The sequence below is a fragment of the Escherichia sp. XD33 genome (assembly GCF_019375075.1).
In the GTDB taxonomy this organism is placed as follows: Bacteria; Pseudomonadota; Gammaproteobacteria; order Enterobacterales; family Enterobacteriaceae; genus Enterobacter; species Enterobacter flexneri_A.
This window is the reverse complement of sequence record NZ_JAENDM010000006.1, coordinates 1-15,095: the sequence shown is the minus strand read 5'-3', so window position 1 is coordinate 15,095 and position 15,095 is coordinate 1. Positions and strand designations below refer to the sequence as shown.

The window sequence follows — 15,095 nt, the reverse complement described above, 5'->3', positions numbered from 1 at the left end:
ATAGCAGCTAAAAAAATGATGAAATAGTCTATCACTTAACTTAATTCACATCACCGCCTGCAAGTATGTGTTATCTGGCGGATTGAGCAATTTATCATGAAAAAACCGAATCATTCCGGCAGCGGCCAAATCCGCATTATTGGCGGGCAGTGGCGAGGCCGTAAACTACCGGTTCCTGATAGCCCAGGTCTGCGCCCCACCACCGACCGCGTACGCGAAACGTTATTTAACTGGCTGGCTCCGGTCATTGTTGACGCCCAATGTCTGGATTGCTTCGCCGGAAGCGGCGCGCTGGGGCTGGAAGCGTTATCACGCTACGCTGCGGAGGCCACGTTGATTGAGATGGATCGTGCAGTTTCTCAGCAGTTAATTAAGAATCTGGCGACACTAAAAGCAGGCAATGCACGCGTAGTGAACAGCAACGCGATGTCATTCCTGGCGCAAAAAGGCACACCGCATAATATAGTGTTTGTCGATCCACCGTTCCGCCGTGGCTTGTTAGAAGAGACGATAAATTTACTGGAAGATAACGGCTGGCTGGCTGACGAAGCCCTGATTTATGTCGAAAGCGAAGTCGAAAACGGTCTGCCCACTGTTCCGGCAAACTGGTCATTGCATCGGGAAAAAGTGGCGGGTCAGGTGGCTTATCGGCTGTATCAACGCGAAGCACAAGGAGAAAGTGATGCTGATTAATATTGGACGTTTGTTAATGCTCTGCGTTTGGGGATTTTTAATCCTCAACCTGGTGCATCCCTTCCCGCGCCCGCTGAATATTTTCGTTAACGTGGCGCTGATTTTTACCGTGCTGATGCATGGTATGCAGCTGGCGCTATTGAAATCCACTTTACCGAAAGATGGCCCGCAGATGACCACCGCCGAAAAGGTGCGGATTTTCCTTTTCGGCGTGTTTGAACTGCTGGTCTGGCAGAAGAAATTTAAAGTTAAAAAATAACCTTATTGTTCGCCAACAAAGCTAACAAAGCGCGTTCCTTTATAGCTCAGCGTACCTTTATCGCCCACTGTCAGGGCGTGGTACTGCTGGGCGTCGAGGCGAAACGTTTGCTCCATTCCTCCGCTTTGCGGTTTGAAGCTTGCCTCATAGCGCATACTGGTGCCTGCCGGAGTCACTTCCTGCTGGCGCGAACGGCGATCGTTAATCGGTTTTTCCCGCTTGTTGCTCACCACCACCAGCTTTTGCTGGAGCGGAGCCATATCATTATCAGCTTTTTCCCGTCGCTGTTGCATAAAACGAAACGATGCGGCGACGACAATTAAGCCAATGATAACAATAAAGAAAAGAGGTGGTTTGCTCATCTTTATCCCTCATCGGAAAATGCGGAAATAAGCATACCCTGCCAGTTATGGTGTTGTCATCCGTCCACCCTCGCCACTAAACTGGAAGCAAGACCGTAGGCATTCCGCTTACGAAAAAATAACGAATTCAAGGAACTAAGATGCTTTGGTCGTTTATCGCTGTCTGTCTTTCCGCATGGCTATCTGTGGATGCATCGTATCGTGGGCCAACCTGGCAACGCTGGGTGTTTAAACCGTTAACCCTTCTTCTCCTGTTGTTACTGGCCTGGCAAGCGCCGATGTTCGACGCCATTAGCTATCTGGTGCTGGCGGGGCTGTGCGCCTCACTGCTGGGCGATGCGCTAACCCTGTTGCCACGTCAACGTCTGATGTACGCCATCGGCGCGTTTTTCCTCTCGCACCTGCTGTACACCATCTATTTCGCCAGTCAGATGACGCTCTCTTTCTTCTGGCCTCTGCCGTTGGTACTGCTGGTTCTGGGCGCGCTGTTACTGGCGATTATCTGGACGCGGCTGGAAGAGTATCGTTGGCCTATCTGCACGTTTATCGGCATGACGCTGGTGATGGTGTGGCTGGTAGGTGAACTGTGGTTCTTCCGTCCGACCGCTCCGGCGCTCTCTGCGTTTGTCGGCGCTTCGTTGCTGTTTATCAGTAACTTTGTCTGGCTGGGTAGCCACTATCGCCGACGCTTCCGTGCGGATAACGCGATTGCTGCGGCCTGCTACTTTGCCGGTCACTTCCTCATCGTCCGCTCGCTGTATCTCTGATAAAACTTGACTCTGGAGTCGACTCCAGAGTGTATCCTTCGGTTAATGAGAAAAAACTTAACCGGAGGATGCCATGTCGACTCCTGACAATCACGGCAAGAAAGCCCCTCAATTTGCCGCGTTCAAACCGCTAACCACGGTACAGAACGCCAACGACTGTTGCTGCGACGGCGCATGTTCCAGCACGCCAACGCTCTCTGAAAACGTCTCCGGCACCCGCTATAGCTGGAAAGTCAGCGGCATGGACTGCGCCGCCTGTGCGCGCAAGGTAGAAAATGCCGTGCGCCAGCTTGCAGGCGTGAATCAGGTGCAGGTACTGTTCGCCACCGAAAAACTGGTGGTTGATGCCGACAATGACATCCGTGCACAAGTTGAATCTGCGGTGCAAAAAGCGGGCTATTCCCTGCGTGATGAGCAGGCCGCCGACGAGCCACAAGCATCGCGCCTGAAAGAGAATCTGCCGCTGATTACGCTAATCGTGATGATGGCAATCAGCTGGGGTCTGGAGCAGTTCAATCATCCGTTCGGGCAACTGGCGTTTATCGCGACCACGCTGGTTGGGCTGTACCCGATTGCTCGTCAGGCATTACGGCTGATCAAATCCGGCAGTTACTTCGCCATTGAAACGTTAATGAGCGTAGCTGCTATTGGTGCGCTGTTTATTGGCGCAACGGCTGAAGCTGCGATGGTGTTGCTGCTGTTTTTGATTGGTGAACGACTGGAAGGCTGGGCCGCCAGCCGCGCGCGTCAGGGCGTTAGCGCGTTAATGGCGCTGAAACCAGAAACCGCCACGCGCCTGCGTAACGGTGAGCGGGAAGAGGTGGCGATTAACAGCCTGCGCCCTGGCGATGTGATTGAAGTTGCGGCGGGCGGGCGTTTGCCTGCCGACGGTAAACTGCTCTCGCCCTTTGCCAGTTTTGATGAAAGCGCCCTGACCGGCGAATCCATTCCGGTGGAGCGCGCAACGGGCGATAAAGTTCCTGCAGGAGCCACCAGCGTAGACCGTCTGGTAACGCTGGAAGTGCTGTCAGAACCGGGTGCCAGCGCCATTGACCGGATTCTGAAACTGATCGAAGAAGCCGAAGAGCGCCGCGCCCCCATTGAGCGGTTTATCGACCGTTTCAGCCGTATTTATACGCCAGCAATTATGGCCGTCGCCCTGCTGGTAACGCTGGTGCCGCCGCTGCTGTTTGCCGCCAGCTGGCAAGAGTGGATTTATAAAGGGCTGACGCTGCTGCTGATTGGCTGCCCGTGTGCGTTAGTTATCTCCACGCCCGCGGCGATTACCTCCGGGCTGGCAGCAGCGGCACGTCGTGGGGCGTTAATTAAAGGCGGTGCGGCGCTGGAGCAGCTAGGTCGTGTTACCCAGGTGGCGTTTGATAAAACCGGTACGCTGACCGTCGGTAAACCGCGCGTTACCGCGATTCATCCGGCAACGGGTATTAGTGAATCTGAACTGCTGACACTGGCGGCGGCGGTCGAGCAAGGCGCGACGCATCCACTGGCGCAGGCGATCGTGCGCGAAGCACAGGTTGCTGCACTCGCCATTCCCGCCGCCGAATCACAGCGGGCGCTGGTCGGGTCTGGCATTGAAGCGCAGGTTAACGGTGAGCGCGTATTGATTTGCGCTGCCGGGAAACATCCCGCTGATGCATTTGCTGGTTTAATTAACGAACTGGAAAGCGCCGGGCAAACGGTAGTGCTGGTAGTACGTAACGATGACGTGCTTGGTGTCATTGCGTTACAGGATACCCTGCGCGCCGATGCTGCAACTGCCATCAGTGAACTGAACGCGCTGGGCGTCAAAGGGGTGATCCTCACCGGCGATAATCCACGCGCAGCGGCGGCAATTGCCGGGGAGCTGGGGCTGGAGTTTAAAGCGGGCCTGTTGCCGGAAGATAAAGTCAAAGCGGTGACCGAGCTGAATCAACATGCGCCGCTGGCGATGGTCGGTGACGGTATTAACGACGCGCCAGCGATGAAAGCTGCCGCCATTGGGATTGCAATGGGCAGTGGCACAGACGTGGCGCTGGAAACCGCTGATGCAGCATTAACCCATAACCACCTGCGCGGCCTGGTGCAAATGATTGAACTGGCACGCGCCACTCACGCCAATATCCGCCAGAACATCACCATTGCGCTGGGACTGAAAGGGATCTTCCTCGTCACCACGCTTTTAGGGATGACCGGACTATGGCTGGCGGTGCTGGCAGATACGGGTGCGACGGTGCTGGTGACAGCGAATGCGTTAAGATTGTTGCGCAGGAGATAAGGCAAACCGATCGCAACATTGAGCGCGATCGGTCCCCTCGCCCCTCTGGGGAGAGGGTTAGGGTGAGGGGAAAAGGCGGCATCGAAGCCAATCAGCCCCCATCAACCGCCTTTACGAATCAAATAACGATAAGGCAGTCCATCCGTCTCTTTCGCAACCAGTTCGTGTTCCATAAAGGTACAAAACCCAGGAATATCGCGGGTAGTGGCCGGATCGTCGGCGATAATCAGCAACGTTTCGCCGGGCTGCATATTGCGCACAGTTTTGCGCACCATCATTACGGGTTCCGGGCAGCGCAGGCCAAGTGCGTCGAGTGTGTGGTCAGGGCTGGAAAAGAGATCGGTCATTTTCTTCTCATCACATAAAAAAACGGCGCTAGTTTACGCCCTGTGAGTCCGTAAGCAAACCAGGTTAACGATTGCGTGAAAATTAACCATTGCATTGTCAACGTAAAGCAGTATCATGCGGCGGCTCGAAAAAAGGGTAAGCACGTTATTATGTTAAGGTAACAGACGTGTCGTACGTATTGGGTTCCCTCACCCCAATGGTTAATCAAAAAGGTACAATATGAACGTTTTCTCGCAAACTCAACGCTATAAGGCGTTGTTCTGGTTATCGTTATTTCATCTGCTGGTGATCACCTCCAGTAACTATCTGGTTCAGCTTCCCGTCTCCATTTTGGGTTTCCATACCACCTGGGGCGCGTTTAGCTTTCCGTTTATTTTTCTTGCTACCGACCTGACCGTGCGTATTTTTGGCGCACCGCTGGCCCGACGCATTATCTTCGCGGTAATGATCCCTGCGTTATTAATCTCCTACGTCATCTCGTCGCTATTCTATATGGGTTCCTGGCAGGGATTCGGCGCACTCGCCCACTTCAACCTGTTTGTCGCCCGTATCGCCACCGCCAGTTTCATGGCCTACGCGCTGGGGCAAATCCTCGACGTGCACGTTTTTAACCGCCTGCGTCAGAGTCGCCGCTGGTGGCTGGCACCGACAGCGTCCACACTGTTCGGTAACGTCAGCGACACGCTGGCCTTTTTCTTCATTGCCTTCTGGCGTAGCCCGGATGCCTTTATGGCTGAACACTGGATGGAAATCGCGCTGGTCGATTACTGTTTCAAAGTGTTAATCAGTATCGTTTTCTTCCTGCCAATGTATGGCGTATTACTCAATATGCTGTTGAAAAGACTGGCAGATAAATCCGAAATCAACGCTTTGCAGGCGAGTTAAAGGTTCGTTATCAGAGTTGTGATAAGATGGATGAATGAGCCGTTATGGCCGTTTATCGAAAGGAAGAAGTCAATGCGCAATCTGGTTAAATATGTCGGAATTGGCCTGCTGGTTATGGGGCTTGCGGCCTGTGATGATAAAGACACTAACGCTACGGCGCAGGGTTCGGTCGCGGAAAGTAACGCTACCGGGAATCCCGTCAACCTGCTTGATGGCAAGTTAAGTTTCTCGCTGCCAGCGGATATGACCGACCAGAGCGGTAAGCTGGGAACGCAGGCCAATAACATGCATGTCTGGTCCGACGCCACCGGGCAGAAAGCAGTCATCGTCATCATGGGCGATGATCCGAAAGAAGATCTGGCGGTGCTGGCGAAGCGTCTGGAAGATCAGCAACGTAGCCGCGATCCGCAGCTGCAAGTGGTAACCAATAAAGCCATTGAGCTGAAAGGTCACAAAATGCAGCAGTTAGACAGTATTATCTCCGCGAAAGGCCAGACGGCGTACTCTTCCGTTATTCTGGGTAACGTGGGTAATCAACTGCTGACCATGCAAATTACGCTGCCCGCTGACGATCAGCAAAAAGCGCAGACCACCGCAGAAAACATCATTAATACGCTGGTTATTCAGTAAGTTTTAAGATGATGAGGCGGCCTCAGGGACGTGTTCCGGAGGCCGTTTTTTTAATCGCCACGTCAGTAATAACGCGATTGCGACCAGTCCCGCCGCCGCCAGATAAATCACCGGTACGCCCGCCCAGCTCATCACCAGCCCAGCCAGTGGTCCAGTCACGCCAAGCGATAAATCCATAAATACGGTGTAAGTTGCCAGCGCCGCCCCCTGATTTTGCTGCGGAACCGCTTTTACCGCCACTACACCCAATGCCGGGAACACCAGCGAAAACCCGGCCCCCGCCAGTAAGACGCCGATTTTCGCCATCCACGGCATAGTCGCCACGCCAACCAGTAGCAGGCCGATTATCTCAACGCTAAAGCAAATCATCGCTACGTTTAAGCCACCGATACGGTTAATGCCGTTAGGGAATAACAAACGCGTACCGACAAACGCACAGCTAAACAGCGTCAGCGCGAAAGCCGCACCGTCCCAACCTTTAGCGTCATAAAACAGCGTGATAAAGGTGGCGATGACGCCAAATCCGGCGGAAGCCAGTGCCAGCGCCATACCGTACAGCCAGACGCGCCCAAGCACCGCGCGAAACGGCAGCGGTTTGCCTTTACTGGCTTTTACCGTCGGACGCGGGATCGCCAACAAAATGGCCACCAGCGCCACGCCCATAATGATTAACGCTAACGCCTGCAAGCCGCCCCAGTGATAAAACACGACGCCTAACGGCGCACCCATCGCCATCGCCCCGTAAGTGACAATGCCGTTCCACGAAATCACCCGCCCGATATGCAGCGAGCCAACCACGCCAACGCCCCATAGGGTCGATCCCGTTCCGGCAAAACTTTGCCCAATCCCAAGGATGACGCGCCCCAGGCAAAGTAATAACAGGCTGATGACAGGCAGACTGGCGGTTAATCCTGCCGTCAGATACCCCAGACCGCTCAAAAAGCAGCCGCATAAACCGAAGACGACAATCTTTTTGGGTCCCAGCGAATCGGCGTAACGTCCGGCATGAGGGCGGCTCAGCAAGGTGGCGAAATATTGCAGGCTGATAACCAATCCTGCCCAGAAGGCGCTAAAGCCCATCACATCATGGACATAGCCCGGTAATACAGCGAGCGGCAACCCGATGGTGAGGTAGCTGGCGAAGTTAAACATGACTATAGAGACAATGCGCAAATTCAGGCGCAATCCGTTTAGCGCGGGTTCGGCTACGGGTTCGGGCATGAGGATCACCACATTTTTACAACAGTGTTTCATTTTTACCATGTGCTGACGTGAAAATCAGCAGTAAGAATCAGAATATTGCTGGCGTGACTCCCGCTACACTTAATACAAAAAGTCACAAGGAAGCCCCAATGGAAACCCCTCAACCCGATAAAACGGGCATGCACATTCTGCTCAAGCTGGCCTCGCTGGTAGTGATCCTCGCGGGCATTCACGCAGCGGCAGATATCATTGTGCAGCTGTTACTGGCGCTGTTTTTTGCCATCGTCCTCAACCCGCTCGTCACCTGGTTTATTCGTCGGGGAGTACAACGCCCCGTTGCCATTACGATTGTAGTGGTGGTGATGCTGATCGCACTAACCGCGCTGGTCGGCGTACTGGCGGCATCGTTTAACGAATTTATCTCTATGCTGCCGAAGTTTAATAAGGAGCTGACGCGCAAACTTTTTAAATTGCAGGAGATGTTGCCTTTTCTTAATTTGCATATGTCGCCGGAGCGAATGCTGCAGCGGATGGACTCGGAAAAAGTGGTTACCTTCACCACAGCGCTAATGACCGGGCTTTCCGGGGCAATGGCGAGCGTGCTTTTGCTGGTGATGACCGTAGTTTTTATGCTGTTTGAAGTGCGCCACGTCCCTTACAAAATGCGTTTTGCGCTGAATAATCCACAGATTCACATCGCGGGATTACACCGCGCACTTAAAGGCGTTTCGCACTATCTTGCATTGAAGACGCTACTCAGTTTATGGACAGGTGTCATCGTCTGGCTGGGGCTGGAGCTGATGGGGGTACAGTTTGCGCTGATGTGGGCAGTACTGGCGTTTTTGCTTAACTACGTGCCCAATATCGGCGCGGTAATTTCCGCCGTACCGCCAATGATTCAGGTGCTGCTGTTTAATGGTATTTACGAATGTATTCTGGTCGGCGCATTGTTTTTAGTTGTCCATATGGTCATCGGCAATATTTTAGAGCCACGGATGATGGGCCATCGCCTGGGGATGTCCACCATGGTGGTATTTCTTTCATTGTTAATTTGGGGATGGCTGCTCGGCCCGGTAGGGATGCTACTTTCGGTGCCATTAACCAGTGTGTGTAAAATCTGGATGGAAACCACCAAAGGCGGTAGCAAACTGGCGATTTTACTGGGGCCAGGCAGACCGAAAAGTCGGTTACCGGGATGAGGCGACAAGTGATACGATACGCACTTTCATTTTCCATTAAACGTTGGCCCTGATATGTATCGGATAGTTCTGGGGAAAGTTTCGACCTTAAGCGCAGCTCCACTGCCACCGGGTTTACGCGAGCAAGCACCGCAAGGTCCACGACGCGAACGCTGGCTGGCGGGGCGTGCATTGCTTTCGCACACGCTTTCCCCGCTACCGGAGATCATCTATGGCGAACAAGGCAAACCTGCATTCGCGCCGGAAACGCCGCTATGGTTCAACTTAAGCCATAGCGGTGACGATATCGCTCTGCTGTTGAGCGATGAAGGCGAAGTCGGCTGCGATATCGAAGTGATTCGCCCGCGCGCCAACTGGCGCTGGCTGGCGAACGCCGTGTTCAGCCTCGGGGAACACGCTGAAATGGACGCCGTGCATCCTGAGCAGCAACTGGAAATGTTCTGGCGCATCTGGACGCGCAAAGAAGCCATCGTTAAACAGCGTGGCGGCAGCGCCTGGCAAATCGTCAGCGTAGATAGCACCTATCACTCCTCGCTGTCAGTCAGCCATTGCCAGCTAGAAAATTTAAGCCTTGCGATCTGCACCCCCACCCCCTTTACGCTCACCGCCGAGAGTGTGCAATGGATCGATTCAGTTAACTGATCCGCCCACCCGACTGCCCATCTATTGATCCAGAACAGGTAATCAGTATGACGAATACTTAAAATCGTCATACTTATTTCCGCCATCTATTTTAATCCATTGGGGTTACCATGCTCTCCACACTCCGCCGCACTCTATTTGCGCTGCTGGCTTGTGCGTCTTTTATCGTCCATGCCGCTGCACCAGATGAAATCACCACCGCCTGGCCGGTGAATGTCGGGCCACTAAACCCGCACCTTTACACGCCTAACCAGATGTTCGCCCAGAGCATGGTTTATGAACCATTGGTGAAATATCAGGCAGACGGTTCGGTGATCCCGTGGCTGGCAAAAAGCTGGACTCATTCAGAAGATGGTAAAACCTGGACCTTCACCCTGCGTGATGACGTGAAATTCTCCAACGGTGAACCGTTCGATGCCGAGGCGGCGGCAGAAAACTTCCGCGCAGTGCTCGATAACCGTCAACGTCACGCCTGGCTGGAGCTGGCAAACCAGATTGTTGATGTTAAAGCACTCAGTAAAACAGAGCTGCAAATCACCCTGAAAAGCGCCTACTATCCTTTCCTGCAAGAACTGGCCCTGCCGCGCCCTTTCCGCTTTATCGCCCCCTCGCAGTTTAAAAACCATGAAACCATGAACGGAATTAAAGCGCCGATTGGCACCGGACCGTGGATTTTGCAGGAATCGAAACTGAATCAGTACGATGTCTTCGTCCGTAACGAAAACTACTGGGGCGAAAAGCCAGCGATTAAAAAGATCACCTTTAACGTCATCCCGGACCCGACTACCCGCGCGGTGGCGTTTGAAACTGGCGATATCGACCTGCTGTACGGAAACGAAGGGTTATTACCGCTCGATACCTTCGCCCGCTTTAGCCAGAACCCGGCTTACCATACCCAACTGTCACAGCCGATCGAAACCGTGATGCTGGCGCTTAATACCGCCAAAGCCCCCACCAATGAGCTGGCAGTACGTGAAGCTCTTAATTACGCGGTAAACAAAAAATCGCTGATTGATAACGCGTTGTATGGCACCCAGCAGGTCGCCGACACCCTGTTTGCCCCTTCTGTGCCCTACGCCAACCTCGGCCTGAAACCGCGCCAGTACGATCCGCAGAAAGCGAAAGCGTTGCTGGAAAAAGCCGGTTGGACGCTGCCTGCGGGCAAAGACATCCGCGAGAAAAATGGTCAGCCGCTGCGCATTGAACTGTCGTTCATCGGCACCGATGCGTTAAGCAAATCGATGGCGGAAATCATTCAGGCTGATATGCGCCAGATTGGCGCAGATGTCTCGCTGATTGGCGAAGAAGAGAGCAGTATCTATGCTCGTCAGCGCGACGGTCGTTTTGGCATGATTTTCCACCGCACCTGGGGCGCGCCATATGATCCACACGCCTTCCTCAGTTCAATGCGCGTACCGTCACACGCTGACTTCCAGGCACAGCAAGGATTAGCCGACAAACCGCTGATTGATAAAGAGATCGGCGAAGTGCTGGCGACCCATGACGAAACGCAACGTCAGGCGCTGTATCGCGACATTCTGACCCGTCTGCATGACGAGGCGGTTTATCTGCCTATCAGTTACATCTCAATGATGGTGGTATCAAAACCGGAGCTGGGTAACATCCCCTACGCGCCGATCGCCACCGAAATTCCGTTCGAACAGATTAAACCGGTGAAACCTTAATGTTGCGTTACGTATTACGCCGCTTTCTGCTGCTGATCCCGATGGTGCTCGCCGCCTCGGTGATCATTTTTCTGATGCTGCGCCTCGGTACCGGCGACCCGGCGCTCGATTATCTGCGTTTATCTAACCTGCCGCCGACGCCGGAGATGCTGGCCTCTACCCGCACCATGCTCGGGCTGGATCAGCCGCTGTACGTCCAGTACGGTACCTGGTTGTGGAAGGCGCTGCATCTTGACTTTGGTATCTCATTCGCCAGCCAACGCCCGGTACTGGACGATATGCTGAACTTCCTGCCCGCCACGCTGGAACTTGCAGGTGCGGCGCTGGTATTAATTCTGCTCACTTCCGTACCGCTCGGTATCTGGGCGGCGCGCCACCGCGATCGTTTGCCGGATTTCGCCGTGCGCTTTATCGCGTTTCTTGGCGTGTCGATGCCCAACTTCTGGCTGGCATTTTTGCTAGTGATGGCGTTTTCGGTGTATCTGCAATGGCTACCCGCGATGGGCTACGGCGGCTGGCAGCACATCATTTTGCCTGCGGTTTCCATCGCCTTTATGTCGCTGGCGATTAACGCGCGACTGCTGCGCGCCAGTATGCTGGACGTCGCCGGTCAGCGTCACGTCACCTGGGCGCGGCTACGCGGCCTGAATGACAAACAGACCGAACGCCGCCATATTCTGCGCAATGCCTCGCTGCCGATGATCACCGCCGTGGGGATGCATATCGGCGAACTGATTGGCGGGACGATGATTATCGAAAACATCTTTGCCTGGCCGGGCGTCGGGCGCTATGCGGTGTCGGCGATTTTTAACCGTGACTATCCGGTGATCCAGTGCTTTACGCTGATGATGGTGGTGGTTTTTGTGGTCTGTAATTTGATTGTCGATTTGCTCAACGCCGCGCTGGACCCGCGCATTCGTCGTCATGAAGGAGCGCACGCGTGAACTTTTTCCTCTCTTCCCGCTGGTCGGTACGCCTGGCGCTGATCATTATCGCCCTGCTGGCGCTGATTGCGCTCACCAGCCAGTGGTGGCTGCCGTATGACCCCCAGGCGATTGATTTGCCGTCGCGCCTGCTTTCGCCGGATGCGCAGCACTGGCTGGGCACCGATCACTTAGGTCGCGATATTTTCTCGCGGCTGATGGCAGCGACCCGCGTGTCGCTCGGTTCGGTAATGGCCTGCCTGCTGCTGGTGCTGACATTAGGGCTGGTTATTGGCGGCAGCGCCGGGTTGATTGGCGGGCGCGTTGATCAGGCCACCATGCGCGTCGCCGATATGTTTATGACCTTCCCGACCTCGATTCTGTCGTTCTTTATGGTTGGCGTGCTCGGCACCGGGCTGACCAACGTAATTATCGCCATCGCCCTGTCGCACTGGGCGTGGTATGCACGCATGGTGCGCAGCCTGGTGATTTCACTACGCCAACGCGAGTTTGTGCTGGCGTCACGGCTTTCCGGTGCGGGCCATGTGCGGGTGTTTGTCGATCATCTGGCAGGCGCGGTGATCCCTTCGCTGCTGGTGCTGGCAACGCTGGATATCGGCCATATGATGCTGCACGTCGCGGGGATGTCTTTCCTTGGCCTCGGTGTGACCGCGCCGACCGCCGAATGGGGCGTGATGATTAACGACGCGCGCCAGTATATCTGGACCCAGCCGCTGCAAATGTTCTGGCCGGGGCTGGCGCTGTTTATCAGCGTGATGGCCTTTAACCTGGTGGGTGACGCACTGCGCGATCATCTGGACCCTCATCTGGTGACGGAGCACGCACACTAATGCCGCAACAGATTGAACTACGTAATATCGCGCTACAGGCCGCGCAGCCGCTGGTACACGGTGTATCGTTAACCCTGCAACGCGGGCGCGTGCTGGCGTTAGTCGGCGGTAGCGGCAGCGGGAAATCATTAACCTGCGCCGCGACGCTGGGCATTTTGCCCGCTGGCGTTCGCCAGACGGCGGGGGAAATTTTAGCCGATGGCAAACCGGTTTCGCCTTGCGCCCTGCGCGGCATCAAAATTGCCACCATCATGCAGAACCCGCGCAGCGCCTTTAATCCACTGCACACCATGCACACCCACGCGCGGGAAACCTGCCTGGCGTTAGGGAAACCCGCCGATGACGCTACGCTTACCGCTGCCATAGAAGCGGTGGGGCTGGAAAACGCCGCGCGCGTGCTGAAGCTGTACCCGTTCGAGATGAGCGGCGGCATGTTGCAGCGCATGATGATTGCGATGGCGGTGCTGTGTGAATCACCGTTTATCATCGCCGATGAACCGACCACCGACCTCGACGTGGTAGCACAGGCGCGCATCCTCGATCTGCTGGAAAGCATTATGCAAAAACAAGCGCCGGGAATGCTGCTGGTGACCCATGATATGGGCGTTGTGGCGCGTCTGGCGGATGACGTGGCGGTGATGTCTGACGGTAAGATTGTCGAACAGGGCGATGTAGAAACGCTGTTTAACGCCCCCAAACATACAGTGACGCGCAGCCTGGTTTCCGCTCATCTCGCCCTCTACGGTATGGAGCTGGCATCATGACTTTACTTAACATCTCCGGCCTTTCCCATCACTATGCGCACGGTGGATTTAACGGAAAACATCAACATCAGGCGGTGCTGAATAACGTTTCCCTGACCCTGAAAAGCGGCGAAACCGTCGCCCTGCTGGGGCGCAGCGGCTGCGGGAAAAGTACCCTCGCGCGGTTGCTGGTGGGTTTAGAATCGCCCGCGCAGGGGAATATTAGCTGGCGTGGCGAACCGCTGGCGAAACTCAATCGCGCCCAGCGTAAAGCGTTCCGCCGCGATATTCAGATGGTATTTCAGGACTCCATCAGCGCCGTGAATCCGCGCAAAACCGTGCGCGAGATCCTGCGTGAACCGATGCGCCACCTGCTATCACTGAAAAAATCCGAACAACTGGCGCGCGCCAGCGAAATGCTGAAGGCGGTCGATCTCGATGACAGCGTTCTCGACAAACGCCCACCGCAGTTAAGCGGCGGCCAGCTCCAGCGCGTCTGCCTGGCTCGCGCGCTGGCGGTCGAACCGAAACTACTGATTCTGGATGAAGCCGTTTCTAACCTTGATCTCGTGTTACAGGCGGGTGTCATTCGCCTGCTGAAAAAGCTACAACAACAGTTTGGCACCGCCTGCCTGTTCATCACCCACGACTTACGCCTGGTAGAACGCTTTTGCCAGCGGGTAATGGTTATGGACAACGGACAAATCGTCGAAACCCAGGTGGTGGGAGAGAAATTAACCTTTTCCTCTGACGCCGGACGTGTGCTACAAAACGCGGTATTACCCGCATTCCCCGTGCGCCGTCGCACCACAGAAAAGGTTTAACGCAAATGCAACGAGTCACCATCACGCTTGATGACGATTTACTGGAGACGCTGGACAGCCTGAGCCAGCGTCGTGGTTATAACAACCGTTCCGAAGCTATCCGCGACATTCTGCGTAGCGCCCTGGCGCAAGAGGCCACCCAGCAGCACGGCACGCAAGGTTTCGCGGTGCTGTCGTATGTGTATGAACACGAAAAACGCGACTTAGCCAGCCGCATTGTCTCCACCCAGCATCATCACCACGACCTCTCCGTCGCCACGCTGCATGTGCACATCAACCACGACGACTGTCTGGAAATCGCCGTGTTGAAAGGTGACATGGGTGACGTGCAGCATTTTGCCGATGACGTTATCGCCCAGCGCGGCGTGCGGCACGGGCATTTGCAGTGCTTGCCGAAGGAAGATTGAGTCTATTATTGGGTCCTTTGGTGAACGATCAACAAAGGGCCACTAGCACACCTGATTCCTCTCTAAATACCCTATCCGAACCTTCTCTTTTGTAACGTTCTAAATATATTCCTAAAAATCTTCAATTCATTGTGACCACAAGTTTTTCTTCGCTTTTTCGTATGAAGATACTGTCATTAAAATAATAGAAAAGGATTTTACGATGAGCGGAAAACCGGCGGCGCGTCAGGGTGACATGACGCAGTATGGCGGTAGCATTGTTCAGGGTTCAGCCGGGGTACGTATTGGTGCCCCCACCGGCGTGGCCTGTTCGGTGTGCCCCGGCGGAGTGACGTCCGGCCATCCGGTCAATCCCCTGCTCGGTGCAAAGGTCCTTCCCGGTGAAACCGACATCGCCCTGCC

The 15,095-nt window shown here is 54.8% G+C and carries 18 protein-coding genes; 15 read left to right on the top strand and 3 right to left on the bottom strand.

Annotated features, from left to right (window positions below; all coding sequences use genetic code 11):
• Nucleotides 1-96: 96 nt before the first annotated feature.
• Together rsmD and K0778_RS05565 are read left to right on the top strand one after the other, a co-directional pair.
• Nucleotides 97-693, top strand: coding sequence for a 16S rRNA (guanine(966)-N(2))-methyltransferase (rsmD, locus tag K0778_RS05570; protein WP_000743181.1), 597 nt, complete (start codon nucleotides 97-99; stop codon nucleotides 691-693).
• Entirely contained in the window at nucleotides 683-952 is a 270-nt protein-coding gene (locus tag K0778_RS05565) for a DUF1145 family protein (protein ID WP_001295207.1), read from the top strand. Before rsmD ends, K0778_RS05565 begins: the two co-directional genes overlap by 11 nt.
• Nucleotides 953-954: 2 nt before the next feature.
• Here K0778_RS05565 and K0778_RS05560 read toward each other — a convergent pair whose 3' ends face one another.
• Entirely contained in the window at nucleotides 955-1,314 is a 360-nt protein-coding gene (locus K0778_RS05560; protein WP_000042900.1) for a DUF2500 domain-containing protein, read from the bottom strand.
• Nucleotides 1,315-1,454: 140 nt separating this feature from the next.
• Between K0778_RS05560 and K0778_RS05555 the strand changes: the two genes are divergently transcribed.
• Nucleotides 1,455-2,081: a lysoplasmalogenase gene (locus K0778_RS05555; protein ID WP_000964724.1), complete on the top strand. Its 627-nt coding sequence runs from the start codon at nucleotides 1,455-1,457 to the stop codon at nucleotides 2,079-2,081.
• Nucleotides 2,082-2,154: 73 nt separating this feature from the next.
• Nucleotides 2,155-4,353 (top strand): Zn(II)/Cd(II)/Pb(II) translocating P-type ATPase ZntA, encoded by a 2,199-nt coding sequence (gene zntA / locus K0778_RS05550; protein ID WP_000106560.1) that lies wholly within the window; start codon nucleotides 2,155-2,157, stop codon nucleotides 4,351-4,353.
• A 101-nt stretch (nucleotides 4,354-4,454) separates the two neighbouring features.
• Here zntA and tusA read toward each other — a convergent pair whose 3' ends face one another.
• Nucleotides 4,455-4,700, bottom strand: a complete 246-nt coding sequence (gene tusA, locus K0778_RS05545; protein ID WP_000130621.1) for a sulfurtransferase TusA — start codon at nucleotides 4,698-4,700, stop codon at nucleotides 4,455-4,457.
• A 220-nt stretch (nucleotides 4,701-4,920) separates the two neighbouring features.
• Between tusA and K0778_RS05540 the strand changes: the two genes are divergently transcribed.
• Nucleotides 4,921-5,586 (top strand): 7-cyano-7-deazaguanine/7-aminomethyl-7-deazaguanine transporter, encoded by a 666-nt coding sequence (locus tag K0778_RS05540; RefSeq protein WP_001100469.1) that lies wholly within the window; start codon nucleotides 4,921-4,923, stop codon nucleotides 5,584-5,586.
• Nucleotides 5,587-5,658: 72 nt separating this feature from the next.
• On the top strand, nucleotides 5,659-6,216 hold the full coding sequence (gene dcrB / locus K0778_RS05535) for a phage sensitivity protein DcrB (protein WP_001245295.1): 558 nt from the start codon (nucleotides 5,659-5,661) through the stop codon (nucleotides 6,214-6,216).
• A 3-nt stretch (nucleotides 6,217-6,219) separates the two neighbouring features.
• On the opposite strand, the gene K0778_RS05530 is transcribed toward dcrB, so the two are convergent.
• Nucleotides 6,220-7,437 carry an MFS transporter gene (locus K0778_RS05530; protein ID WP_001300943.1) on the bottom strand — a complete coding sequence of 406 codons (1,218 nt, stop codon included), beginning with the start codon at nucleotides 7,435-7,437 and terminating at the stop codon, nucleotides 6,220-6,222.
• 131 nt (nucleotides 7,438-7,568) lie between these two features.
• On the opposite strand from K0778_RS05530, the gene K0778_RS05525 reads away from it, so the two are divergent.
• The 9 genes from K0778_RS05525 to K0778_RS05485 form a co-directional block, all read left to right on the top strand.
• Complete coding sequence (locus K0778_RS05525) at nucleotides 7,569-8,618, top strand: AI-2E family transporter (protein WP_001297848.1); 1,050 nt, start codon at nucleotides 7,569-7,571, stop codon at nucleotides 8,616-8,618.
• Nucleotides 8,619-8,672: 54 nt separating this feature from the next.
• A complete protein-coding gene (acpT, locus tag K0778_RS05520; RefSeq protein WP_000285791.1) occupies nucleotides 8,673-9,260 on the top strand; it encodes a 4'-phosphopantetheinyl transferase AcpT in 588 nt (195 codons plus the stop codon).
• Nucleotides 9,261-9,370: 110 nt separating this feature from the next.
• Nucleotides 9,371-10,945, top strand: coding sequence for a nickel ABC transporter substrate-binding protein (gene nikA, locus K0778_RS05515; RefSeq protein ID WP_000953353.1), 1,575 nt, complete (start codon nucleotides 9,371-9,373; stop codon nucleotides 10,943-10,945).
• Entirely contained in the window at nucleotides 10,945-11,889 is a 945-nt protein-coding gene (gene nikB, locus K0778_RS05510; protein ID WP_000947068.1) for a nickel ABC transporter permease subunit NikB, read from the top strand. Before nikA ends, nikB begins: the two co-directional genes overlap by 1 nt.
• Nucleotides 11,886-12,719, top strand: a complete 834-nt coding sequence (nikC, locus tag K0778_RS05505) for a nickel ABC transporter permease subunit NikC (RefSeq protein ID WP_001008963.1) — start codon at nucleotides 11,886-11,888, stop codon at nucleotides 12,717-12,719. Before nikB ends, nikC begins: the two co-directional genes overlap by 4 nt.
• A complete protein-coding gene (nikD, locus tag K0778_RS05500; RefSeq protein ID WP_001136229.1) occupies nucleotides 12,719-13,483 on the top strand; it encodes a nickel import ATP-binding protein NikD in 765 nt (254 codons plus the stop codon). The genes nikC and nikD overlap by 1 nt, the downstream gene beginning before the upstream one ends.
• On the top strand, nucleotides 13,480-14,286 hold the full coding sequence (gene nikE, locus K0778_RS05495) for a nickel import ATP-binding protein NikE (RefSeq protein WP_000173631.1): 807 nt from the start codon (nucleotides 13,480-13,482) through the stop codon (nucleotides 14,284-14,286). Before nikD ends, nikE begins: the two co-directional genes overlap by 4 nt.
• Before the next feature lie 5 nt (nucleotides 14,287-14,291).
• Nucleotides 14,292-14,693 carry a nickel-responsive transcriptional regulator NikR gene (nikR, locus tag K0778_RS05490; protein WP_001190062.1) on the top strand — a complete coding sequence of 134 codons (402 nt, stop codon included), beginning with the start codon at nucleotides 14,292-14,294 and terminating at the stop codon, nucleotides 14,691-14,693.
• Between the two features lie 202 nt (nucleotides 14,694-14,895).
• The coding region (locus K0778_RS05485; protein WP_001320259.1) for a rhsA element core protein RshA at nucleotides 14,896-15,095 on the top strand (200 nt) is incomplete at its 3' end.

Bases quoted from the DNA above. Each gene is read 5' to 3' on its own strand.
- rsmD (WP_000743181.1), top strand. From the start codon at position 97: ATGAAAAAACCGAATCATTCCGGCAGCGGCCAAATCCGCATTATTGGC.
- K0778_RS05565 (WP_001295207.1), top strand. From the start codon at position 683: ATGCTGATTAATATTGGACGTTTGTTAATGCTCTGCGTTTGGGGATTT.
- K0778_RS05560 (WP_000042900.1), bottom strand. From the start codon at position 1,314: ATGAGCAAACCACCTCTTTTCTTTATTGTTATCATTGGCTTAATTGTC.
- K0778_RS05555 (WP_000964724.1), top strand. From the start codon at position 1,455: ATGCTTTGGTCGTTTATCGCTGTCTGTCTTTCCGCATGGCTATCTGTG.
- zntA (WP_000106560.1), top strand. From the start codon at position 2,155: ATGTCGACTCCTGACAATCACGGCAAGAAAGCCCCTCAATTTGCCGCG.
- tusA (WP_000130621.1), bottom strand. From the start codon at position 4,700: ATGACCGATCTCTTTTCCAGCCCTGACCACACACTCGACGCACTTGGC.
- K0778_RS05540 (WP_001100469.1), top strand. From the start codon at position 4,921: ATGAACGTTTTCTCGCAAACTCAACGCTATAAGGCGTTGTTCTGGTTA.
- dcrB (WP_001245295.1), top strand. From the start codon at position 5,659: ATGCGCAATCTGGTTAAATATGTCGGAATTGGCCTGCTGGTTATGGGG.
- K0778_RS05530 (WP_001300943.1), bottom strand. From the start codon at position 7,437: ATGCCCGAACCCGTAGCCGAACCCGCGCTAAACGGATTGCGCCTGAAT.
- K0778_RS05525 (WP_001297848.1), top strand. From the start codon at position 7,569: ATGGAAACCCCTCAACCCGATAAAACGGGCATGCACATTCTGCTCAAG.
- acpT (WP_000285791.1), top strand. From the start codon at position 8,673: ATGTATCGGATAGTTCTGGGGAAAGTTTCGACCTTAAGCGCAGCTCCA.
- nikA (WP_000953353.1), top strand. From the start codon at position 9,371: ATGCTCTCCACACTCCGCCGCACTCTATTTGCGCTGCTGGCTTGTGCG.
- nikB (WP_000947068.1), top strand. From the start codon at position 10,945: ATGTTGCGTTACGTATTACGCCGCTTTCTGCTGCTGATCCCGATGGTG.
- nikD (WP_001136229.1), top strand. From the start codon at position 12,719: ATGCCGCAACAGATTGAACTACGTAATATCGCGCTACAGGCCGCGCAG.
- nikE (WP_000173631.1), top strand. From the start codon at position 13,480: ATGACTTTACTTAACATCTCCGGCCTTTCCCATCACTATGCGCACGGT.
- nikR (WP_001190062.1), top strand. From the start codon at position 14,292: ATGCAACGAGTCACCATCACGCTTGATGACGATTTACTGGAGACGCTG.